Consider the following 24,276-nt stretch of genomic DNA (forward strand, 5'->3'; position numbering starts at 1 on the left):
ACGGATAGCTTTACCTATACGCTTTGTGATGACGATACGCCAACACCAAGTTGTTCAACTGCAACAGTAACGGTAACGGTAACCGATGAAGGAACGCCAGTAGCAGCAGCAGATCCAACAGCGGCAACTACATCAGAAGACACATCAGTAACGACAGGAAATGTATTAACCAATGATACGGTAGTAGACGGAGCTACAATTACGAGTTTTGATGCAGTCAGTACAAATGGAGGTTCGGTAACTAGTAATGGAGACGGAACGTTTGTTTATACCCCAGCGACAGGATTTGTAGGAACGGATAGCTTTACCTATACGCTTTGTGATGACGATACGCCAACACCAAGTTGTTCAACTGCAACAGTAACGGTAACGGTTGATTCTTTGGTTGAAGAAATAATAGCAAATGATGATACAAATGCATTTCCAATTTATTCTCAATATGGAGCAGTAAATGCGTTAAATATTGCAGATAACGATTTACTTAATGGATTCATAATCGTTGTGGATGATATGAATTGGAGTATAGTAGATGGAAACATAGGAGGCTTTATATTATTAGATCCTACGACTGGATTTGCGAGTATAGCACCTGGTACACCAGCAGGGACTTATACATTAACATATCAAGTATGTGAAAAGGTTAATCCTACCAATTGTGATACAGCTATACTGACTATAATTGTTTTAGATTCAAGATCAGATAATGAAACAATAATAGTTCTTGATGAAATAGTTATAAATGAAGATGAAGATCAATCGGTAGTAATAGATATTTATGCAAATGATAGTAACTTACCAACAAGTGGTACATTGGCAGTTACAGAGCCAGTAAATGGTATTGTTGAGATTACGGATCCAAACGGAACACCAAACGATCCGAGTGATGATGTAGTTACATATACTCCAGACGCAGATTTTAACGGTACAGATTTATTTACATACACAATTTGTGATAATTCATCAACTCCAAATTGTAATACAGGTGTAGTAAAAATAACAGTAAATCCAATTAGTGACACTATAGATGATGAAGCAGAAACTACAAATGGAGCCTCAGTAGAAATAAATGTTTTAATAAATGATACATTTACAACGGATGCACTAGCTGTTAGTGAAGTAAATGAACCAGAAAATGGTTCGGTAATTATTAATACTGACGGAACAATAACATACACTCCTAACGATGGTTTCGTAGGAATTGATACTTTTGTATATATAGTAACAGTTACAAATGCAGATGGAACAGTTACAGAAGAAACAGCTATAGTAACAGTGAGTGTAACAGATCCATGTATAACAGTTTATAATGAATTTAGTCCTAATAATGATGGTGTAAACGATTATTTAGTTATTAAATGTATCGATAAACCAGAATATGAAAATAATGTGTTAGAAATATTTAATAGATGGGGTAATACCGTGTATATAGGAAGAGGATACAATAATAGAGATGTAGTGTTTAAAGGAATTTCTAATGGTAGAGCAAATATAAACAGAGATGAACAACTACCAGTAGGAACATATTTTTACGTGTTAGATTTAGGAGATGGAAGTCCAGTTAGAAAAGGTTGGATTTACATTAATAGATAATAGAGTTAATTAAATACAAGAGATGAAATCATTTTTATCAATAAATTTAGTTTTAATAATGTGCATTTGTATGTTTTCAAGTATGCATGCACAACAAGATCCTCAATATACTCAGTATATGTATAATACTATGGCAGTAAACCCAGCTTATGTTGGATCAAGAGGGCACACAGTAATAACTGCTCTTGGAAGAACCCAATGGGTAGGATTTGAAGGAGCTCCAGATACACAAACCTTAAGTTATGATACAGCAATTGGTTATAGTGGTTTAGGATTAGGTTTTAATTTAGTGAATGATAAAATTGGACCTTCTCATGAACTTTATTTTGATGGAAATGTATCATATACTATTGAAACAGGAGAAGATGGTAATTTAGCATTTGGATTGAAGTTAGGAGGACGATTATTAAATATTGATTGGAGTATAGGAAGAACTCAAGACGCTGAACAGTTCCCAGATATAACTAACAAGTTTTTACCAACAATAGGTGCTGGTATCTATTATTATGAGCCAGAATGGTATATTGGGTTATCTGTACCAAATTTTTTGAGCCAAGAACATTATGATGATGATAGACCTAGAGGAGAAATTGCATCAGAACGATTACATTTTTTCTTTATATCCGGTTATGTTTTTGATTTATCTGAAAGTATAAAATTTAAGCCTGCAGTTTTATTAAAAATTGTTTCAGGTGCACCATTGTCATTAGATATTTCAGGGAATTTCTTGTTTGAAGAAAGATTTAGAGCTGGTTTGGCGTGGAGATGGGATGATTCTATTGCTGTTTTGTTAGGATTTCAAGCAAGTGATGCACTTCATATCGGTTACGCATACGATTTAACAACTTCAAATTATAATGTAGCAAATTCAGGAACACATGAAATCATGTTACGTTATGAAATTTTTAGACGAGAAAGAATGAAGTCTCCACGATTCTTCTAAAAGAGGATAAAAAATGAAAATAAAAATACTTCTAGCGTTAATTATATTTGCTACGCAAAATTTTGCACAAAGTAAAAGAGTTGCTGACAGGTATTATCATGAGTTCTCTTATGTAAGGGCAGCTAAATTATATGAAGCAATTTACCAAAAAGGAGACAGTTCAGCATATATATTAAAAAGATTGGGAGATTCTTATTACAAAAATGCAGAAACTGAAAAAGCTGAGTTCTGGTATAATAAATTAACAAAAAATTTTAAAAATACAGAAACGGATTACTTGTTTAAATATGCACAAGTTTTAAGAAGCAACGGAAAATACCAAAAATCAGATTCATTATTTTTAGTGTTAGCTGCAGAAGATAAGATGAGTAGTTTAAAGGAAGAAATTGAGAACGAAAGTTATTTTATAGATTATTCTAATACCAAAGAAAAGAGAATAAGTATAAGAAATTTAGCAATAAATACACCATATTCAGATTTTGGTGGTTTCATTATAAACAGTGATGAAACTTATTTTGCATCAGCAGCACCAAAAGATTCTAGAAAACAAAAATTATACAGGTGGAATAATCAACCTTTCTTAAATATTTATATGGCAAATAATTATATTATGCCATTAGAAGAATCGGAAAGAGATAGTGTGTTAGAATTAGAATATAAAACATTAATACCCCCTCCAGTAAATACACAATATCACGAATCTACTCCTGTTTTCACAAAAGATGGTAAAACGATGTATTTTACCCGCGTTAATTTTGATGGAAAAAAACTAAAATCAGATAAAGGAGAAACTATAAATCTTAAATTATATAAAGCAAAATACTATAAAGGAAATTGGTTAGATGTAACTGAATTGCCATTTAATAATAATGATTATTCTATAGGTCACCCAGCTTTAAGTATTGATGAAAAAACTTTGTACTTTGTTTCTGATATGCCAGGAGGTTTTGGAGAAACGGATATTTATAAAGTTAATATTACTGAAGACGGTTATAGTGAGCCAGTAAATTTAGGATCTACTGTAAACACAAAGGGTAAAGAAATGTTTCCTTTTGTAGGAGAAGATAATACATTATATTTTTCGTCTAATGGACATATTGGTCTTGGTTTGTTAGATATTTTTCAAACTAAAATACTAGAAAACAATACGTATAGTAAAGCTGTTAATTTAGGGTATCCTTTTAATAGTAAAAAAGATGATTTTTCATTTTATTTAGATAAATCAAGTAGAAAAGGTTTCTTTTCCTCTAATAGAGATAAAGGAAAAGGCGATGATGATATTTATAGTTTTATTATTTATGATGATCCAAAACCAGAAATTTGTTTTCAAACAATTACAGGAATTATTAGAAGTAAACACGATAATTCACCAATAGCTTTTGCAAAGGTTAAATTAATAGATTCTAAAGGAGAAGTTGTTAAAGAGGTTGTATCTAGTGAAGATGGTTCTTATAAATTAGAAGAAGTGCCATGCGGAGATAGAAAGTATGTAGTTCATAGTAGTAAATTAGATTTTAAATCAAATAGTAATAACATAACGACTACTATGAAAAAAGGAAAAGTAATAGATGTAGATCTCACTTTAGCTCCATTAATTATTGGTAATCAAATTGTAATTAATTCAATTTACTTTGATTTCAATGAGTCTGACATTAGAGAAGATGCTGAATACGAATTAGAAAATATTGTAATAGTAATGAATAATCATCCAGATATGATTATTAAAATAGAATCTCACACAGATAGTAGAGGAGAGAAGGAATATAATAGAAAACTGTCAGATAGAAGAGCAAAATCTACAAGAGATTTTATTATTTCTAGAGGGATAACTCCTGATAGAATTGAGAGCGCTATTGGTTATGGCGAGGATCAGTTATTAAATAATTGTGATGATGCCAATAGAAAAAAATGCACAGAAGAAGAACATCAGTTAAATAGACGTTCTTATTTTTATATTGTTAAAGGCGGAAGCGGAGTAGATATAGAAAACAAAAAATAGACCATTATTGATAAAAAAAAATAAGTAGATAGTAATTAATTAAAATTTTTAAACTCCAGTATTTATACTGGAGTTTTTTATTGAAATTAATGAAAATAAAAATATTAATACATCGTTATAAAGTAAAACTAAAACTAATTAATTATGAGAAAAATAGTTGTCCCCCTGACGATTTTAGTATTAACGATGTCTTCGTGTGTGTCCAAAAAAAAGTATGTAGCATTAGAACAACAATATAATGATACGAGAGGAAATCTACAAAAAACAACACTTGAGAAAGAAGAATTAGAAGCAAAATTTGCTAAAATAGAGAAACGTGTAGATGATTATAACGAAAAAATCAACTCATTAAAAAGTCTGAACGGAACTTTAGAAGAAGAAAATAACGTAAAATTAGATATGGTAGATAATACAGCTTTAATATCTAATTCATTGAAACAGCGAATGCGTGAAACGTTACAAAATGTTAATCCAGCAGAATTAGCAAAAGCTAAAACTTTGAAAGACTCTATGAATGTAGCAGTTGCTTATAATCTCAAAAAATCGATTAATACTTCTACTTTGGAAAACTCGGACGATATTAATATAGATATTGATAAGACTGTAGTAATGATTTCTGTATCTGATAATTTATTATTTAACACAGCTAGCTACAATGTGAAAAGAAAAGCATATAAACTTATTGAGCAATTAGCAAATGTTATTAATTCAGAACCTAGTATGGATGTAATGATTGAAGGACATACAGATTCTAGAACAATTAATAATGCCGTTATTAAAGATAATTGGGATTTAAGTGTAAAGAGAGCAACGTCTATTGTACGTATTTTAGAAAAGAATTACGGAGTTCCTCCTAATAGATTAATAGCATCGGGTAGAGGAAGTTCAGTACCTTTATTTGAAAATGATACAAAAGAAAATAGAGCACGTAACCGTAGAACGAGAATTGTAATTTTACCAAACCTTGATAAATTTTTTGGTTTACTAGCTCAAAATGAAACCATCCAACCCTAAGTTGACTATTTTTAAATATAAGACCTCCTCCTTTATCCTTAAAGTAGGAGGTTTTATTTTTATTCACTCAATTCTTAAGCAATTGCTTTAGGAACTTTGTAGTTTTTGTAAAATTGCATTAGTATAAAAGAACAAATTACAGACGATGCAATACCTTCTATAGCTAAAGCAAAAACCATTTTAGTTAAATTTAAACCTTGCCCCCAAAAGGAAGAATTTTCAAGAACAGTAATAAAATCAGGTTGAATAAAACCGACATAAATCATTAAACCAATAATTGTAAAAGCAACTCCTAATACTGATGTTGCTATGCCTACAGAAAAATTATTAATATATAAATTTTCTTTATTGCTTTCCATGTTTGTTTTAATAGCGTTATTTACACCCCATAAAACAAAAATGAAATTTAAAAATCGAAGTTCAGAAACATTATCCAAACCCAATAGTTTCATCAAAATAAAAAATACCACAATACCCGCATAAATTAAAAAGGCATTTTTTAATATTATTTTAGTTGTACTCATAAGGCCGAAGTTTTTAGTTAAAAATCCTTTGCCTTAAAGATACGTAATAATTAAATGTAAATCAACAGGTTATATTAATGCTTCTTTTAAAATAGTAACAGAATGCTTCGAAATACGTTTGGTACCATCAAAAATTTGATGTCTGCAACTTGTACCAGAAGCAACAATTTCGGTATCTGTTGAACAGCTTCTTATCTTTGGGAATAAAGTATCTTCACCTACTTGCATACTTACTTCGTAATGCTCTTTCTCATAACCAAAAGAACCTGCCATTCCACAACATCCCGTATTCATAATTGTTACCGAATAATTTTCAGGAATGTTCAATACCGAAAAACTTGCATGTGTACTCGACAAAGCCTTTTGATGACAATGACCGTGGATTTTAAGTTTTTTAGTTTCATTTGTAAAAAGAGAAGTGTTAATATTTCCTTTTTCAAATTCCTTAGCTAAAAACTCTTCAATTGTAAATGTGTTTTCAGCAATTTTTTCTGCGGCAGTTTTATCATCAGCTAAACGAATATATTCATCACGAAACGTTAAAATAGCCGATGGCTCAATTCCTATTAGCGGATTTTCGTCAGAAATCAAACTTTTAAAAAATGCAACATTTTTGTTAGCGATAGCTTTAGCTTCCTTTAAAAAGCCTTTAGATATATAACTTCTTCCACTTTCTTCATGATTCGCTATTTCAACTTTATAACCTAATTTGTTTAGTAAAATAACAGCATCCTTTCCAATTTCAGCATCGTAAAAGTTGGTGAACTCGTCATTAAAAAGATATATTTTTTTTCCTCCGCTAGCTACATGTTGGTTATTGTACCAAGTACTTAATGTTTGTTTAGCTAGTTTAGGAACACTTCTTTCTGTAGCAACTCCCATCACTTTTTTTGCTAAACTAGTATTAGTTATAAGGTTGGTAATTGTAGGAAATTTACTCCCCAATTTATTGTATTTAGTATTGTTAGCAAATAATTTACTTCTGAAAGAATAGCCGTTTTCTTCTTGGTATTGATATAGGAACTCTGCTTTTAACGAAGCTACATCAACATTACTTGGACATTCACTAGCACAAGCTTTACAACTTAAACAAAGGTCAAAAACCTCTTTTAATTCTTTATGGTTGAATTTGTTTGCCTTTTCTGAATTTGTTAAAAATTCACGTAAAGTATTTGCACGAGCTCTAGTTGTATCTTTTTCGTTTCTGGTAGCCCTGTAACTCGGGCATAGAGTTCCGCCAGCTTCTGGTGATTTTCTACAATCACCAGAACCATTACATTTTTCTGCTAATCTTAATATCCCTTCACTATCCGAAAAATCTTGAATTGTTTTTATTTCCGGCTCAATTCTATCAATTTCATATCGTAAGCTTTTATCCATCGGAAAAGCATCGGTAATTTTTCCTTTGTTAAAAACGTTATTAGGATCGAATGCTTTTTTAATTCTACGTAATAATTGATAATTCTTTTCACCAATCATTAACGGAATAAACTCTGCACGTACAATTCCGTCTCCATGTTCACCACTAAACGAACCGTTGTATTTCTTTACTAACTCAGCAGTTTCAGTTGTTATTTTTCTGAATAAAATAACATCTTCAGATTTCTTTAAATTTAGAATAGGACGAAGGTGAAGTTCACCAGCACCAGCGTGTGCATAATAAACAGCACGTTGCTGATATTTATCCATGATAGCAGAAAACTCTTCGATGTATTCTGGTAAGTCATTTAAATCGACTGCCGTATCTTCAATACAAGCAACTGCTTTATCATCACCAATCATATTTCCTAGTAAACCCAAACCGGCCTTTCGTAAATCGAGCACTTTGTTAATATCATTTCCATATATTTTAGGATGATGATATCCGAAGTTATTTTCTTTTAAATCTTTAATAAGTTTATCAGCTAATTGTTCAGTTTTTTCAATTGAATCTGATTTAACTTCAAGCATTAAAACAGCCAGAGGATCTCCCTGTAAGAAGAAACGGTTTTGTGATTGTTCACGATTACTTTTAGTACAGTCTAAGACCACTTTATCCATCAGCTCACAAGTGAATAAGTTATGTTTCATGGCAACAACAGTTGCTTTTAAACTTTCATTTACGCTTGTAAAATGTGGACAAACCATAATACTATGTGCAGGAGGAAGGTCGTCTAATTGAATAGTAATAGCAGTAGAAAATGCTAAAGTACCTTCGCTACCGGATAAAAATTTTGCTACATTGATGGTTGATTCAGTTCCTCCAAATAAATTTGAAGTTAAAAACTCATCAATGGCATATCCTGTATTTCTTCTATGGATGGTTTCCTTTGGAAATTGACCTTTTATTTCTTGTTGCGTTTCTGGTGAACTCAATTCAAAAAAGATAGATTGATAAATTTTTCCTTCTAGGGTATCTTGAAATGATTTCTGTTTAAATTCATTTGATGAAATTTCAGAAAAAGTAGCTAAACTTCCGTCAGATAAAATAGCATCTATAGCCAAAACTTTATCGCGTGTAACTCCATATTGAATGGAAGTGCTTCCTGATGAATTATTACCAACCATTCCACCAATCATACATCTGTTTGATGTTGATGTATTCGGACCAAAAAACAATCCGAAAGGTTGTAAAAATCTATTTAAATCGTCTCGTATTACTCCTGGTTCAACTGTAATGGTTTTGTTGATTTCATCAAAGGCTAAAATACTAGTAAAATGTTTAGAAACATCTACTACGATTCCTTCACCCACACATTGTCCAGCTAAAGATGTTCCTGCTGTTCTAGGAATTAATGTGGTATTATTTTTAGTAGCAAAACCAATTAATAGCTGAATATCCTTTACATTTTCAGGAAAAGCTACTGCTAAGGGAATCTTGCGATACACAGAGGCATCGGTTGCATATAAACTTTTGTGTAAATCATCAAAAAATAATTCTCCTGTTAAAGAATCATTCAATTGTTGTAAAGTAGTATGGTTAATCATTTTTTAGCGAATCAATTGGAACATTTCGTTTAAAACAAGTATCAAAACAAATAAAGGTATCGGTACCTGCAACTCCGTTTATTAAATGAACTTTATCGTATAAAATTTTTTGTAAATGCTCATTGTCTTTAGCAAATATCAGAATAAAAATCGCATAATTACCAGAAACAAAATTACATTCTATAATTTCGTTAATTTTAGATAATTCTTTCATTACTTCTTTAGCAAAACGAGCTTCTCGTAAACGAATACCGGTATAAGATTTGGTTTTATAGCCTAGTTTTTTCTCATCAAGCACAAAAGCAGCATTCGTTATAATACCTTCATCTGTTAATTTTTTTATGCGTTGATGTATAAGTGAATTAGATACTTTTAGTTCGTCAGCAATTTGAGAATAGGCTTTACGAGCATCACTTCTTAATTGTAATAATATTTGCTGATCTATATAATCAAATTGATTTTTCAAAGGAATAATTTTATTATGTTTTTGTTAGAATGAGCCTAATTTAAGCTTAAAAGAGATTACCTTATGAGTAATCTCTTTGATTATATATTGTATTAAGTATTTATTTGTGATAAGCATTTTTGAATGGTTTCCTCTTGCATATCTTCATACCATTTCATCAAATTATAAACAGGTTTGCCTAAATCTTTTTCAAATAATGATTGATTAGAAGTTCCCTCATACTCGCGTTTTGCATCATCCGTACCTAGGTTTGAAGCAAATATTCCCGCAGCACTTACAGGTAAAAAGTCTTCATAAACCATAGGCTCTATCGTTAAACAATCGTTTTCTAATAATTGGTTTACATCTGCTTTTGTATATACTTTATCTTTAGATATATTTTTTACTTTATTTGTAGTAAAGTAATGGAAATAGGCTAATTCTTTTGATTGTAACTCTTGATAATTATCAGGAAAAACTTTAAAGTTTTCTGTTAACAATTGGTTGTATTCTGAGGCGTTTTCAGTAGTTGGAGAACCACCAATTGCTTTACGCGTTTTACCTAATAATTCATTATACAAGTCTAGTCCTTTTTGGGTTAATGCCACACCACGTTGTTCAATCTCTCCAAAACGTGCTTTGTGTTCACCCATTTTCCCTTTTCCAAGGTTATCTTTAAAGGTTACGTTTTCGGTTAAAGCCTTAAAACTTGTTTGACGTAATAAAATTGGGCATTTTCTTGCAGGAGGGCCTTCTATATTATCTTTTGGAGGAATATTACGAGCTTCCATACCTGATTGCACCTTATCTATATCTAAAGTTCTAGGTGTTAAGTGATTGATGTGGGGACCTTTAAAAGCAACTACATCAGCAATTAATCTGTGTTGACCAAGTAAAGCTTCGTACATTTCGTAATCTACCGTAGCAGTATCATGCCATCGAAAAGTTTCTAATGCTTCTTGAACAAAGCTTTCAGCATCCTCTTTATTTAATCCTCCTTCTTTTTCAGATTTATTAATTAATTCTAACGCTTTTTCTGTAAAAATTTGACGGTTTTCTAAAATAGTTTCAACATTAGTACGAAGTATATCATCATCAATTAAATCTAAACGTAATAAAGACGTAAACACTCTAAATGGAGCTTGGTTAAGCGCTGTATTCTCAATAGCTCTAAATGCTGTAGAGTGAACAGGAACACCAGCTGTTGCTAAATCATAATATCCAACAGGATACATTCCCATAACTTTAAATAGACGTCTCATTGTAAATAATTCATACGGTTTGCCTAACCGAATTGCTCCGTGACGTTCCATATTTAGTCGAGTAATTTCTCCAGTATGTGCTAATTGCTCTTTGATTTCTGTAGATTTTGAAAGAACATCTTTATTAATATCATGTACTAAATCAAGTAGTTTACCATAAAGAGGTACTTCGTTTTTATACATCTCAGACATAATGGTAGAGAAGCGATTACGGATATATTCTGGTGAGACAAATACGTTGGAAGTATCTAAATTTTTCACTGTATCTTTTGATGACATAATTTGTTTAGTTTTATCACAAAATAAATGAATTTAATCTTTATTTTAGTCTTTAAAAGTAAAATTCACTTTAAAAATATAATTTTTGAGTTAATTTTGTTTTAAAAAGATCTTTTTTAAAATAAAAAAAGTAATTTTAATTAAAAAGAAGTTCTTTAAAAATCAATTTGACTTTACTTCAATGTAAAAAATGTTAGACTAAGAATTAATATTTTTTGTTATTTATATTATACTTTAGGAGAAGGAGTTACAAAGAGTTTGTATTAAAACTATAAGAGTAATTTAATATGTTATTGAATAAGATTTCTATAACACATCTATAAAAGCAATGAAATTACTTCGTTTTTATTATGAATTTGCTTTCCGTTACGAGAATTATATTCAGGATTTATTACAGGCTCTGCAGATAAGATTTTTGAAAGTACAGATATGAAACTAAAATAATTGATTATATTATAATTATGAAGACCTTGATGATTCTAACAAGGTCTTTTTTTTTGTAACAGATTGTTGTCTTGTTCGTCTTATTAATATAATCAATAATACGCTATGAGTTTATTTAGAGTTTTGTTTGCTATTTTATTTCCACCATTATCCGTTATCGATAAAGGATGTGGTTCATTTATAATCATTTTCTTATTAACACTTTGTGGATGGATTCCAGGTGTAATAGGAGCTTTGGTGATTTTAAATAATCCTAAATAATAAATAAAAATTTGATAGGAGAGGAGTTTATGAAACTTGCGCTCCGTTTTTTGTTTTTTTAGAAGACTGTAGAAGGACCACATTTCCTTCTTCATTATATATGCCTAAAACCAAACATTCGCTCATAAAATTAGCAATTTGACGTGGTTTAAAGTTGATAATTGAAGTAACTTGTTTATTAAGCAAATCTTCTTTTGTATATATATCAGTTATTTGCGCGCTCGATTTTTTAATGCCTAAATCACCAAAATCAATAATTAATTGATAGGCCGGTTTACGGGCTTTAGGAAAATCATTAATTTCGATAATAGTTCCAATACGAATATCAACCTTTAAAAAATCCTCAAATGTAATTTCTTCTTTCATTATTTATTACTACTTAATTTTTGAATTACCCACAACGGTCCAACTAATAAGAACTGTAAATCTTTTATAAATGAAGGCTTTTTACCTTCTATATTATGTCCATAAAATTGACCTACCCAAGCTACAGTAAACATTACTAGGGATACTACAAATAGATTGGTATAATTATTAATCCAATTATTCATAGCAATAGACAATAAAATAACGAAAAACATTTTTATGAAATACCAAAAACCTAATCGTAAATAAAAAAAAATAGAAACAGCAACACCAAATATAAAAGCCCAATTTTCAATTAAAGGATTGTATAAACCAAAAATGTTTTTTAAAAAGGTAGATGGAATACTCATTAAGAGACCAATAACACTAAAAAAAATAGCAGGAACACATATATAGTGTATCAATTGATTTGTTTCATTTTGATGACTTACAGCATATTCAGCAAACCATTGTTGTGCAGTTTTCATATAAATAAATTTAAAGCTTAAATTTACTCTTTATTTCCAATTTTTAGTAATAAATAAGTTATTAATATGAGATTAAAAGAAAAAACTAAGTGTGAAGATATTCCTGTTTAGAATAAAAATTTAATCTAAAAGGAAATTATTATCCTGTTTAATTTTCAATATAGTTTTTTCAATCTGGTATTTAAGTCTTTCTATATACAGCAGAGTAGTTTTTGAATTTTAAGTATAAAAAAAATCTGTATTTAAATACAGATTTTTTTTATACTTAAAATATAAATATTTTTTAGTCTAATTTAAAATTAATTGGGAAAGCATACTTTACATTAGCAGGCTTACCATTATGAAGTCCTGGTTGAAAATCAGGAAGTTTTTCTACTAATTTTTTAGCAGCTTCTTCTAATACTTCACCACCTTTAGGGCCTCTAGTTTGTACATTAATAACTTCTCCATTTTTATCAATAACGAAGTAAGCATAAACCTTTCCTTCTATATCGTTAATAATAGCTTCTTGAGGGTAAGAGAAGTATTTTTCAACATGCTTTACTAACTCTCGGTTAAAACAATCTGATCCATCACCTTTAGATCCTTTACAATCTTTAAATTGTGGAATTGTTTCAACATCAGCAAAATTAATTACACTTGTACTTTCAAGAGCGACTTTTTTAACAGCCTTTTTAACATTTGAAGGTTTTTTTCCAGGTATTCTAAACGAAAGAGGAATACCATATTTAACTTTAACAGCTTTACCATTATGTTTACCTGGTTTAAACTTAGGTAACTTACTAACGATTCTTTTTGCTTCTTCTTCTAATTCTTCACCTTTATATGGGCCACGAATATTCAAGTCTGTAACTTCTCCAGTTTTGTCAATTACAAATTGAACTAAAACTCGACCTTGAATACTCTTAGCATAAGCGTCAGCTGGGTATCTAAAATTCTTTTTGACATGATTAGAAATTTCTTCTTTAAAACATTTTTCTTGCTCATAGATTGCTACTTTTTCACAAGATTTAAATAAAGGAATTTCTTCAACTAAGTTAAAAGGAACTTTTTCAACCACATCTTCACTATTTAAATCAAGAGAGCCTACTAAAGATGCCTTTTTCTTAATATCAGCAATTTTGTGAGAGTTACCCATATCACTAACACCAGTTACTGCCTCTCTTTTTCGTACAACTCTTCTTCTTGAAGAAACTTGTATTGTAACACGTTTAGATTTTCTAGAAGCCAAAGAACTTGTTTCATCATCTTTAGTGTCTTCAATAGAACATTTTGTAATACTATTTAAATCTAATGCAGGATCATCTGTAGGTGTATCACAAGTTCCTTTTGCTTGTGACATTATTGATTGTTGAAATATTACAAAAGCAATCAATAGAAGTATTTTTCTAATCATAGTTTTAGGGATTAGGGATTAATTTACGCCACTAAAGTACTAAAATTTAATCATATAATAAATTTCATTTATGTTTTTTTTTAACAAATGTTAATAAGTTATTTTTTTAGTTAATCTAAAGTAAAATTAATAGGTAAACTATACTTTACATTTACTGGAAATCCCTTGTGTTTACCTGGTGTAAATGAAGGTAGTTTATTAATAACTCTTTTTACTTCTTCTTCCAGTCTATTTGCATTTTTAGGTCCTCTAACTTGAAGGTTTACGACTTTACCTTTTATGTCAATAACAAATTGTATGAAAACTTTTCCATTTATTCCATTGTCAGAGGCTCTTTCTGGATAAAAGTTTGTTGCAAAATGATTAGAAATTTCATCATTAAAACATTTTGTTTTTTTTTCATTTTTCATATTATGGCAATCTGGAAATAAAGGTATTTCATCTACAACAGAAAAAAGTACTTCTTGTGAAGAAATTTTTAAGGATTTTTCTGTTATTGAATTTTCAACTAGAATATTTCCAACAACATTTTGTAAACCATTAGTGTTATTAAGGCTTGTAGCTTCTTTTTTTCTTTTTCTAATATAGTGTGAAGATCTATTCTTAGTATAAGAAGAAACATTAAGTGTAACTTTTCTAGTATTTGCAGAATCTTTGAGCTCTTCTATTGAGCATTTAGAAATTGAGTTAAGATCTATAATGTCTTCTTCAGGAGTATCACATGTTTTTTGGCTTTGACAGAAACTATTTAAAGAAAAAAAATAAAGAAGGGTAGTAAAAATAATATAATTTTTCATTTAGGTAAGGGTTTGAAATTTCTTACGCAAAGATTGAAAGTTTATATTTTTTTGAAGTAAATCTAATATTAGTACTTAGTTAGGTTATTGTTGTAATTCCTCTATTAATGTAAAGATGAATAAAATTTATAGTTAAGAACGTTATTTAATAGTTAATTAAAAAAGGCTAGAATGTTCTAACCTTTTTTAATTAAACTAGTATAATTTTATGTTTAAATAATAGAGAGAAATAATTATTTCACATCCATCAATTCAACATCAAAAATTAGAGTTGCGCTTGGTGGAATAACACCTCCAGCTCCAGCTTCTCCATATGCTAAGTTAGACGGAATTACTAAACGAGCTTTATCACCCACTTGTAATAACTGAATTCCTTCGTCCCAACCAGCAATAACTTGTCCAACACCAATAGCAAAATCAATTGGTTGTTTACGCTTGTATGAAGAATCAAATACAGTTCCGTCTAATAATTGACCTTTATAATGTACAGAAACGGTTGCTCCTTTAGTTGCTTTTTTTCCTTCTCCTTTTTGTAAGATTTTGTAACGTAAGCCACTTGGAGTTTCGTCATAACCAGCAGCTACAGAGTCTAATAATTCCTTTTGCTTTGCTATTTCAGCAGCTTCTCTCTTTTCACGTTCTCCTTCAAAAGTTCTAAAAGCTTCTACTGCGTTCCACTTTTCAGCAACATCACCAACGCGAACAATTTCTATTTGCATTTCATCTCCTTGAGCAACAGTATCAACTACATCTTGTCCTTCAATAACACTTCCAAAAACAGTGTGCTTACCGTCTAACCATGGAGTTGCAACATGCGTGATGAAAAATTGAGAACCATTAGTGGCAGGTCCTGCATTTGCCATAGATAATTTACCAGGTGCATCATGTTTTAAATCAGGATGAATTTCATCATCAAACTTATAGCCAGGATTACCAGTTCCTGTTCCTTGTGGACAACCACCTTGAATCATAAAGTCAGGAATTACACGGTGAAATTTTAATCCGTTATAATAAGGTGTTCCTTGTGGCTTTGCCGAATTTTCTAAGTTTCCTTCTGCTAAAGCAACAAAATTACCTACAGTTCCTGGTGTTTTTTCGTATTCTAAATTCACTAAAATATCTCCTTTTGGAGTAGTGAACTTTGCGTAAATTCCGTTATTCATTTTCTTAATTTTAATTCTATTCTTATTTATTTTGATACGGATAAAGTAGCAAAACTGAAACTTAATCCGATATTTATGTTTGTTGCGTTTACATTACCAAATGGAGAATATAATTTACCACCCGATGCTGTAATTGAAAAGTCATTAGCTAATTCGTAATTAAAACCAGCGGTTGGTCTCATAACAATACCTTCATCAGTATCTACACCGGCACCACCAGCGGCGCCTCCAACTAAATCAATAAAACCAGTCAGTTTATTTTTAAAAAAAGGATTTGTTTTAAAGCCTAAGCCTGCTAATCCATGTGCATATCCACCAGATCTTCCTCCATAGGCAAAACCAGCTTCACCAATTAAATAGATATTTTTAGTAATATCATAATTAAACTGAAGCGCTAATAACTGTAAATCAACGGATAAAATATCATTTGGATCATCTGTTTTAGCAACTTCAAAATAGGTTTGATTTTCTAAACTAACCGTAATTCCTTGCGTTTTAAAATAGGAAATGTTTTCTTCGGAAGAATTCTGAGTTCCTCCATTTAATCCAAAATATTTGATGCCGAAACCGATAGTGTAAGCTTCCAAATCACCATCTAACGCTCTGTAATAACCACCGTGCCCGCTTAAAGCGAAATTGTTAGCTAGCTTTAAGTCAATTCCTGCAGAAGGATACATGGTTAAACCACCTTCAGGAGCTACGCGACCACCAGCAGCACCAATACCAAACTTTATAGATAAGTTGATATACTTTGATTGGTAAGGATGATAACCTGCTCCAAAAAATAAATCCATAAAGCCAGCACGTAAACCTTTGTATATAGCATCGGTATGTGCAAATACAAAGGTTTTTTTATTTATATATTTCTGATATTCAAAACCTAACACATATAAGGTTTCGTCAAGTTTTGTGCCATTGTCTTTTTTAGATTTTCCGAAAGGACGAAAGAAGTCAAAACGGACTTGTTGTGCATTTTTGACAATTGGTTTCTGCCAAAAGTTGTCATTTGAAAGGTTCGTTGCTATAAAATTTTTGTGAGCATTGTCATAATCCGTTAAGCGCAAAACACTTGGTATTTCAATAAAAACTGAAATAGCATCATCTTTAATTTTTCCAGAGAAGAAGTCGATATAACTATATTGAACTCCCACCGAATAGTTTTTATGTTTGTATTGTAAACCAATATTGGTATTGATAAAAGCTCCATCGTTTACATATTTTCTGTATCCACCACCTCCGCCAAAATGGAAGTTAGCATCAAAATATAAGTTTTTATAAAGTTGTTTATTAATACCTAATTCAGTTCCCAGCGTAAATAAACCTCCTTGATCACCAGTAACTGCAAAATGAATTGCAACACCACTATACAGCCAATCGTTAAAAGGTACTTGATAATGCAATCCGGTTAAACCCATAGTTGGTTTTAATTCTGGAAAATCATCCGAAGGCATAGAAACAGGAATAAAATTCAAACGAACTTTATTATTGAGTTCTTTTCCTTTTAAGGTTGAAATATTTTCTTGCGAAAAGGAAGACCAAGATAAAAGAATTAAAAACCAAGATAAAAAGACGTCATTACGAACGGAGTGAAGTAATCTTTTTAATAAGGTTGCTTCATTCCTATTAAAGACAATACCTTTATTGTTTTCTGTCTTACTCAAACTCACTGGTAAAATGTAATTTTACAGATGGATATTTACTTTGTGTCATTTGAATAGTGAAAGCAGAATCGGCTAAAAATACTAACTTGCCTTGTTTATCTTTTGCTAAATAACGTTGCTTTACGCGTTTGAATTCTTTAAATTCCTCATTTTTAGAATCTTCTGGTTGTACCCAGCAAGCTTTATGAACTGAAATATTTTCATAGGTACATTTTGCACCATATTCATGTTCTAAACGATATTGAATTACTTCGTATTGAAGTGCACCAACAGTTCCGATAATTTTTCTACCATTCATGTCCATTGTAAATAACTGAGCAACACCTTCATCCATCAATTGATCCAATCCTTTATATAATTGTTTTGCTTTTAATGGGTCTGCATTGTTTACATAACGGAAATGCTCTGGAGAGAAACTAGGTATTCCTTTAAAGTTTAAAATTTCTCCTTCTGTTAGTGTATCACCAATTTTAAAGTTCCCTGTATCGTGTAAACCAACAATATCTCCTGGATATGATTCATCTATGATTTCTTTTTTTTCTGCAAAAAAGGCATTCGGACTCGAGAATTTTACTTTTTTACCGTTACGAACGTGTAAATAAGGGGCGTTTCTCTTAAAAGTTCCTGAAACAATTTTCACGAAAGCTAAACGATCTCGATGTTTAGGATCCATATTTGCGTGAATCTTAAATACAAAACCTGTTAGTTTTTCTTCTTTAGAATCTACCAAACGCTCTTCAGCTTTTTTGGGTTGTGGTTGTGGTGCAATTTCAATAAAGGCATCTAACAATTCTTTAACACCAAAATTATTTAAAGCAGAACCAAAGAATACAGGTTGTAATTTACCTTCTAAATATTCTTGTTGATTGAATTCTGGATAGACTTCATACACTAATTCTAGCTCTTCACGTAAAGTATTAGCTGCTGATTCTCCTACAATTTTATCTAATTCAGGATTTGCTACATCATCAAATTGCACTCCTTTTGAAATTGTTGTTTTATGATCACCAGAAAATAAATTGATTTTCTTTTCCCAAATATTATAGATTCCTTTAAAATCGTAACCCATTCCAATAGGAAAACTCATAGGAGTTACACGTAAACCTAATTTTTGCTCAACTTCATCTAATAAATCAAAGGCATCTTTTCCCTCACGGTCTAATTTATTAATGAAAACCAACATAGGGATGTTACGCATTCTACAAACTTCAACTAATTTTTCTGTTTGCGGTTCAACCCCTTTAGCGACGTCAATCACAACAATAACACTATCTACAGCAGTTAAGGTTCTAAAAGTATCTTCTGCGAAATCTTTATGTCCAGGAGTATCAAGAATATTAATTTTCTTATTTTTATAGATGAAAGCCAATACAGAAGTCGCAACAGAAATACCACGTTGACGCTCGATTTCCATAAAATCGGACGTAGCTCCTTTTTTAATTTTGTTACTTTTTACAGCACCTGCTTCTTGAATAGCTCCACCAAAAAGTAATAATTTTTCAGTTAAAGTCGTTTTACCAGCATCCGGATGCGATATAATCCCGAATGTTCTTCTTCTTTGTATTTCCTTTAAAAAACTCATCTATAAATTTTGAACGTGCAAAGGTACGTTTTAAATAGAAAAAGAGCAAAATAGGAAGTGGGCTATTTTGCTCTTTTAAAATTAATTAAATAGTTTATAAAACTAGTCTTTTATTCGAGAACTTCTATGGTCATTAGTATATCATCTAAAGGCCATTCATCGGGAGTTGTTTCTACTTTTGCTATTTTATGTATAGTAGAAAATCCTGAGAGAACTTCTCCAAAAACAGTATAATCACCATCTAAGTGATGTGCACCATATTTGTTTTGAACAATATAAAAATCGAAAGGACTGGATAATTTATCAGGATTGTCTTCAAATTGTTTGGCGGCAGCTAAAGCACCATATTTGTGTTTTCTATTTTTTTTGATTTCAGGCTTTAATAAATAATTTTTATATTTATTTCTCATATTAGCTGTTGTTTTGCTGTCAGAGTCTCCTCCTTGAATAGCCATGTTTTTAGCAATTCTATAAAAGACAGTTGTATTAAAATAACCAATTTTTGTTAAGAAGATAAAACTAGCTCTGTGTAATGGAGTATCGTTAAATAAACGAAGTTTAATATTTCCTAGCTCAGTTTTAATAAGAACTATAGTTTCTTTATTTTGTTTACCGTATTCAGTTAAAAAAACATTTGTATTTTGTCTGTTTAAGCTATCCCAAGCTTTTATAATTTGTTTTTCTTCTTTGGCAACAATGTTTTTAGGAGGGTTAATAGTTTTTTTTTGGGGTAATCTCTTTTCTTCTTTACAGTGGTAAAGTGTTGTTATGATTAAAAAAAGTAGTAGAAATTTATGAGTTTTCATAAAAAGGAAATTGTTTTTAAAGACTGCTAATATAGATTATTGTTATACTTTATATCGTATAGTTTTATAAAAGATCGTTTTTTTGATAGGTGATTTTAGTACATTTGTTTTATGATCGAAGAACAAGTAATTTTAGTAGATGAGCAAGATAACCAAATCGGATTAATGCCTAAAATGGAGGCTCATGAAAAAGCTTTACTGCATAGAGCGTTTTCCGTTTTTATTTTTAATGACAAAAATGAGTTAATGTTACAACAGCGAGCAGCTAGTAAATATCATTCACCTTTATTGTGGACAAATACTTGTTGTTCGCATCAAAGAGAGGGAGAATCGAATATAGAGGCAGGTAAACGTCGCTTACAAGAAGAAATGGGGTTTAGTTGCGAGTTAGAAGAAGTTTTTTCGTTTATCTACAAAGCACCTTTTAATAATGGTCTAACAGAGCATGAATTTGATCATGTAATGATAGGAAGTTTCAATGATAACCCTAACATACATAAAGAGGAAGTTGAAGCTTATAAATGGATGACATTAGAAGAAGTGAAGAACGATATTGAAAAGCAACCAGAAATATACACCGCTTGGTTTAAAATTATATTTAAAAAGTCGTACGATAAAATAGCTAACTTTAAGTTTAATAAAAATGCCTAGAGTTACTGTACATAGAAAAGCACATTTTAATGCTGCGCATCGATTATATCGAAAAGATTGGTCGGATAAGAAAAATTTTGAAGTATTTAATAAATGTAGTTATCCAAATTATCATGGTCATAATTACGAACTGATTGTTTCTTTGACTGGAGAAATTGATCAAGAAACAGGTTATGTTTATGATTTAGGAATGTTAAAAGAATTAATTCGAGTTGAAATAGAGGAAGCGTTTGATCATAAAAATTTAAACGTAGATGTTGAAGACTTCAAGGAAATGAATCCATCAGCCGAAAATATTTCTGTAGTAATCTATAATAAATTAAGAAAGCATATTCCATCTAATTTAGATATGGAAATAACGTTATATGAAACACCACGTAATTTTGTAAGTTATTCAGGTAAATAAATGAAAAAAATCGATCAGTTTTTAAAGTTTGAACCCATCTTAAAAGATAAGATTTGGGGAGGAGAAAAGTTAATGAGTTTACTCAATAAAAATTCTGATAGAAAAGATATTGGAGAAAGTTGGGAAATTTCAGATGTAGAAGGAGATACTTCAATTGTAAAGAATGGAGATTTACAAGGAAATAATTTAAAAGACCTTATTAAAACTTATAAATCTGATTTAGTAGGTAAGAAGGTTTATAAACACTTTGGGGATAAATTTCCACTACTTATAAAGTTTATAGATGCTAAAGAAGCATTAAGTATTCAATTACATCCACAAGATGAGCTAGCTAAAAAACGCCATAATTCTTTTGGAAAAACAGAAATGTGGTATGTAATGCAGGCTGATAAAAAGGCAAATTTAATTGTTGGCTTTAAAAAGGATACAAATCAAGAAGAATATTTACATCATTTAGAAAATAAATCACTTACCGAAATTTTAAATATCGATGAAGTAGCAAAAGGCGATGTTTATTTTATTCCAACAGGAAGGGTTCATGCAATAGGTGCAGGAGTTTTGTTGGCAGAAATCCAACAAACTTCAGATATTACGTATCGAATTTATGATTGGGATCGTCAAGATTCTGAGGGTAATTACCGTGATTTACATACAGAAGAAGCTATAGGTGCCATAGATTATACAGCACAAAAATCTTATATAACAGATTACGAAAAGAAAGAGAATCAATCATCAACAATAGTTTCTTGTCCCTATTTTACAACGAATATTTTACCAATTTCAAAAACAGTTTCTGTAAATCATAAAGACAAAGACTGTTTCGTAATTTATATGTGTGTAGTAGGTGAAGTAGAATTCACTTATCAAAATGAGAAAGAAAAGATTAAAATGGGAGAAACTTTATTAGTACCAGCGAGTATCAAAGAGTTTAAAGTCAATCCGATAAAAACTTCAGAATTACTAGAAGTATATATAAGATAAAAAGCTCAAGTTTTACACTTGAGCTTTTTAAACAAACAAACCAAATTAACTTACTAAAGAAGTTATCTCAAACATAACAACTTTAAAATCAGCGACAAAACCAATTTAGTATTTATAGCGTTAAAGTTTTGCGTAATTCATAGTTTTTAAACGCTATTTTCAGAATATATAAATATGTATCTTTGAATAACAAAATAACTAAAATATGAAGATAATAGCTATGATACCAGCACGTTATAGCGCAACTCGTTTTCCTGGTAAGCTCATGAAAGATTTAGGAGGAAAATCTGTAATAGTTAGAACTTACGAAAGTGCAGTAAAAACGAAGTTGTTTGATGAGGTGTATGTGGTTACAGACTCAGATATTATTTTTTCTGAAATAATTTCTGCAGGCGGTAAAGCTATTATGAGTAAAAAAGAACACGATTGTGGTTCTGATAGAATAGCAGAAGCGGTTGAAAATTTAGACGTTGATATCGTTGTGAATGTACAAGGAGATGAGCCTTTTATAGATACTGTTTCGCTAACTAAATTAATTGAAGCTTTTGAAAAAGATTCTTTAAAGGAAATTGATTTAGCATCGTTAAAAGTTCAAATTACCGATAAAGTTGATATTGAGAATCCGAATAATGTGAAGGTAATTACAGATCAAAATAATTTTGCTATTTATTTTTCTAGAAGTGTAATTCCTTTTCAGCGTGACCATGATGTTGATGTGAAATATTTTAAACACAAAGGAGTTTATGCATTTCGTAAAAAAGCATTAATCGACTTTTACCATACACCAATGACTCCGTTAGAAGCAGTTGAAAAAATAGAAGCTATCCGTTATTTAGAAGTAGGTAAAAAAATAAAAATGATAGAAACTTCTGTGGAATCTATCGGTATCGATACTCCAGAAGATTATAAAAAAGCTTTAAAGTTTATTAAAAATGTATAAGAATATAAAAGTAATTGCTTTTGATGCCGATGATACTCTTTGGGTAAACGAAACGTATTTTAGAGATGCAGAAAATGAGTTTGCTAAACTTTTGTCTAGTTATGAAACAGCTAACAAAATAGATCAAGAGCTTTTTAAAACAGAGATAGAGAACTTAACCTATTATGGTTACGGAGTAAAAGGATTTATGTTGTCTATGATTGAAAGTGCTTTGGAGTTGTCTAATTATCAAATTAACCCTAAAAAACTTGAGCAAATTTTAAATATTGGTAAAGCGATGATAGATAAACCAATTGAATTGCTAGATGGAGTAGAAGAAGTTTTAGAGGGACTTCAAGGGAAATACAAAATAATTGTAGCAACCAAAGGAGATTTGTTAGATCAAGAACGCAAGTTAGAAAAATCAGGAATACTAAAGTACGTTCACCATGTTGAGGTGATGAGCGAAAAGAAAGTTGCTGATTATAAAAAATTAATAAAGCATTTAGATATAAATCCAGATCAATTATTAATGATAGGTAATTCTTTAAAATCTGATGTGTTGCCGTTATTAGAATTAGGTGCTTCTGCTATACATGTTCCTTTCCATACAACTTGGGCTCATGAAAAAGTTACAAAAGAACAAGAAGATGCAGCTGAATACAAAACAATATCAAATATTAAAGAAGTTTTAGAGGTTTTATAATGAAATCATATTTAGATATTGAAAATTGGAACAGAAAAGAGTTGTTTAATCATTTTAGAACGCTTGCAGATCAAAATTTTGGAATTGTTGTCTCTGTTGATGTTACAAAAACGCATGAACTTTCTAAAATATCAAATACTTCTTTTTTTATAAGGTATTTGCATGCATGTATAAAGGCAATTAATTCTGTAGAAAATTTAAAGTATAGGATTGAAGATGATAAAGTAGCTATTTATGATGTAGTTCACGCATCCGCAACGATAGCAAGAAAAGATACTACTTTTGGGTTTTCTTTTATAGAATTTTCAGAAGATTTTGATGTTTTTAATGCAAATTTTCAATCAGAAAAAGAAAGAATATTAAGTTCAACAAATTTATTTCCGCCTAAATACTCATTAGGATGTATTCATTGTTCTGCAATTCCTTGGTTAAATTTTACAGGACATAAAGAACCTTTTTCAGGAAATAGTGATGATAGTGTTCCGCAGTTAGCATTTGGTAAAGTTGTAGAAGAACATGGTAAAAAGACAATGTCTGTAGCAATAACAGTAAATCATTCGTTGGTTGATGGATATCATGTAGGACAGTTTTTTGATAAATTTCAGTACGAATTAAATAAATTCAACTAATTTTGCATCAAAATTAAA

Annotated in this window: 23 protein-coding genes; 11 read left to right on the forward strand and 12 right to left on the reverse strand. The window is 30.4% G+C overall.

The genetic code is table 11. The features are described 5' to 3' along the window. From C7447_RS14290 to C7447_RS14305, 4 genes are all read left to right on the forward strand, one after another. Nucleotides 1-1,590: Ig-like domain-containing protein (locus tag C7447_RS14290; RefSeq protein ID WP_148871203.1), on the forward strand; the 1,590-nt coding region annotated here is incomplete at its 5' end. Between the two features lie 22 nt (nt 1,591-1,612). Then, nucleotides 1,613-2,533, forward strand: coding sequence for a PorP/SprF family type IX secretion system membrane protein (locus C7447_RS14295; RefSeq protein WP_148871204.1), 921 nt, complete (start codon nt 1,613-1,615; stop codon nt 2,531-2,533). Between the two features lie 13 nt (nt 2,534-2,546). Then, entirely contained in the window at nt 2,547-4,532 is a 1,986-nt protein-coding gene (locus tag C7447_RS14300; protein ID WP_148871205.1) for an OmpA family protein, read from the forward strand. Between the two features lie 144 nt (nt 4,533-4,676). Next, nucleotides 4,677-5,546, forward strand: coding sequence for an OmpA family protein (locus tag C7447_RS14305; RefSeq protein WP_148871206.1), 870 nt, complete (start codon nt 4,677-4,679; stop codon nt 5,544-5,546). Between the two features lie 74 nt (nt 5,547-5,620). Here C7447_RS14305 and C7447_RS14310 read toward each other — a convergent pair whose 3' ends face one another. From C7447_RS14310 to hglS, 4 genes are all read right to left on the reverse strand, one after another. After that, on the reverse strand, nt 5,621-6,070 hold the full coding sequence (locus C7447_RS14310) for a hypothetical protein (RefSeq protein ID WP_148871207.1): 450 nt from the start codon (nt 6,068-6,070) through the stop codon (nt 5,621-5,623). A gap of 69 nt (nt 6,071-6,139) precedes the next feature. Then, nucleotides 6,140-9,037, reverse strand: a complete 2,898-nt coding sequence (locus tag C7447_RS14315) for an FAD-binding and (Fe-S)-binding domain-containing protein (RefSeq protein ID WP_148871208.1) — start codon at nt 9,035-9,037, stop codon at nt 6,140-6,142. After that, nucleotides 9,030-9,503: an Lrp/AsnC family transcriptional regulator gene (locus C7447_RS14320; RefSeq protein WP_246143087.1), complete on the reverse strand. Its 474-nt coding sequence runs from the start codon at nt 9,501-9,503 to the stop codon at nt 9,030-9,032. Before C7447_RS14320 ends, C7447_RS14315 begins: the two co-directional genes overlap by 8 nt. A 92-nt stretch (nt 9,504-9,595) precedes the next feature. Next, nucleotides 9,596-11,023: a 2-oxoadipate dioxygenase/decarboxylase HglS gene (gene hglS / locus C7447_RS14325; protein ID WP_148871210.1), complete on the reverse strand. Its 1,428-nt coding sequence runs from the start codon at nt 11,021-11,023 to the stop codon at nt 9,596-9,598. Between the two features lie 549 nt (nt 11,024-11,572). Between hglS and C7447_RS14335 the strand changes: the two genes are divergently transcribed. Further along, nucleotides 11,573-11,728, forward strand: a complete 156-nt coding sequence (locus tag C7447_RS14335) for a YqaE/Pmp3 family membrane protein (protein ID WP_148871211.1) — start codon at nt 11,573-11,575, stop codon at nt 11,726-11,728. Nucleotides 11,729-11,755: 27 nt separating this feature from the next. Here C7447_RS14335 and C7447_RS14340 read toward each other — a convergent pair whose 3' ends face one another. From C7447_RS14340 to C7447_RS14375, 8 genes are all read right to left on the reverse strand, one after another. Continuing rightward, complete coding sequence (locus tag C7447_RS14340) at nt 11,756-12,094, reverse strand: tRNA-binding protein (RefSeq protein WP_148871212.1); 339 nt, start codon at nt 12,092-12,094, stop codon at nt 11,756-11,758. After that, entirely contained in the window at nt 12,094-12,561 is a 468-nt protein-coding gene (locus C7447_RS14345; RefSeq protein ID WP_148871213.1) for an Mpo1 family 2-hydroxy fatty acid dioxygenase, read from the reverse strand. Before C7447_RS14345 ends, C7447_RS14340 begins: the two co-directional genes overlap by 1 nt. 283 nt (nt 12,562-12,844) lie before the next feature. Further along, nucleotides 12,845-13,903, reverse strand: coding sequence for an energy transducer TonB (locus tag C7447_RS14350; protein ID WP_170246060.1), 1,059 nt, complete (start codon nt 13,901-13,903; stop codon nt 12,845-12,847). A gap of 164 nt (nt 13,904-14,067) precedes the next feature. Further along, complete coding sequence (locus C7447_RS14355) at nt 14,068-14,754, reverse strand: energy transducer TonB (protein ID WP_148871215.1); 687 nt, start codon at nt 14,752-14,754, stop codon at nt 14,068-14,070. A 233-nt stretch (nt 14,755-14,987) separates the two neighbouring features. Continuing rightward, the gene (locus C7447_RS14360; protein WP_148871216.1) at nt 14,988-15,917 is read right to left on the reverse strand and encodes a peptidylprolyl isomerase; all 930 of its coding nucleotides are present in this window, start codon (nt 15,915-15,917) and stop codon (nt 14,988-14,990) included. Between the two features lie 26 nt (nt 15,918-15,943). Further along, a complete protein-coding gene (locus tag C7447_RS14365) occupies nt 15,944-17,578 on the reverse strand; it encodes a hypothetical protein (RefSeq protein ID WP_246143088.1) in 1,635 nt (544 codons plus the stop codon). After that, nucleotides 17,571-19,160: a peptide chain release factor 3 gene (locus C7447_RS14370; protein ID WP_148871217.1), complete on the reverse strand. Its 1,590-nt coding sequence runs from the start codon at nt 19,158-19,160 to the stop codon at nt 17,571-17,573. Before C7447_RS14370 ends, C7447_RS14365 begins: the two co-directional genes overlap by 8 nt. 110 nt (nt 19,161-19,270) lie before the next feature. Next, on the reverse strand, nt 19,271-19,966 hold the full coding sequence (locus tag C7447_RS14375) for a peptidylprolyl isomerase (RefSeq protein WP_148871218.1): 696 nt from the start codon (nt 19,964-19,966) through the stop codon (nt 19,271-19,273). A 111-nt stretch (nt 19,967-20,077) separates the two neighbouring features. On the opposite strand from C7447_RS14375, the gene idi reads away from it, so the two are divergent. The 6 genes from idi (at nt 20,078) to C7447_RS14405 (ending at nt 24,258) form a co-directional block, all read left to right on the forward strand. Beyond that, the gene (gene idi / locus C7447_RS14380) at nt 20,078-20,617 is read left to right on the forward strand and encodes an isopentenyl-diphosphate Delta-isomerase (protein WP_211354930.1); all 540 of its coding nucleotides are present in this window, start codon (nt 20,078-20,080) and stop codon (nt 20,615-20,617) included. Beyond that, complete coding sequence (locus tag C7447_RS14385) at nt 20,610-21,023, forward strand: 6-pyruvoyl trahydropterin synthase family protein (RefSeq protein WP_148871219.1); 414 nt, start codon at nt 20,610-20,612, stop codon at nt 21,021-21,023. Before idi ends, C7447_RS14385 begins: the two co-directional genes overlap by 8 nt. Continuing rightward, nucleotides 21,024-22,004: a type I phosphomannose isomerase catalytic subunit gene (locus C7447_RS14390; protein ID WP_148871220.1), complete on the forward strand. Its 981-nt coding sequence runs from the start codon at nt 21,024-21,026 to the stop codon at nt 22,002-22,004. Between the two features lie 205 nt (nt 22,005-22,209). After that, nucleotides 22,210-22,944, forward strand: coding sequence for a 3-deoxy-manno-octulosonate cytidylyltransferase (gene kdsB, locus C7447_RS14395; protein ID WP_148871221.1), 735 nt, complete (start codon nt 22,210-22,212; stop codon nt 22,942-22,944). Next, nucleotides 22,937-23,629 (forward strand): HAD family hydrolase, encoded by a 693-nt coding sequence (locus C7447_RS14400; RefSeq protein ID WP_148871222.1) that lies wholly within the window; start codon nt 22,937-22,939, stop codon nt 23,627-23,629. Before kdsB ends, C7447_RS14400 begins: the two co-directional genes overlap by 8 nt. Continuing rightward, nucleotides 23,629-24,258: a CatA-like O-acetyltransferase gene (locus C7447_RS14405; RefSeq protein WP_148871223.1), complete on the forward strand. Its 630-nt coding sequence runs from the start codon at nt 23,629-23,631 to the stop codon at nt 24,256-24,258. Before C7447_RS14400 ends, C7447_RS14405 begins: the two co-directional genes overlap by 1 nt. The last annotated feature ends 18 nt before the right edge of the window (nt 24,259-24,276 follow it).

The organism is Tenacibaculum adriaticum (assembly GCF_008124875.1).
Lineage (GTDB): Bacteria > Bacteroidota > Bacteroidia > Flavobacteriales > Flavobacteriaceae > Polaribacter > Polaribacter adriaticus.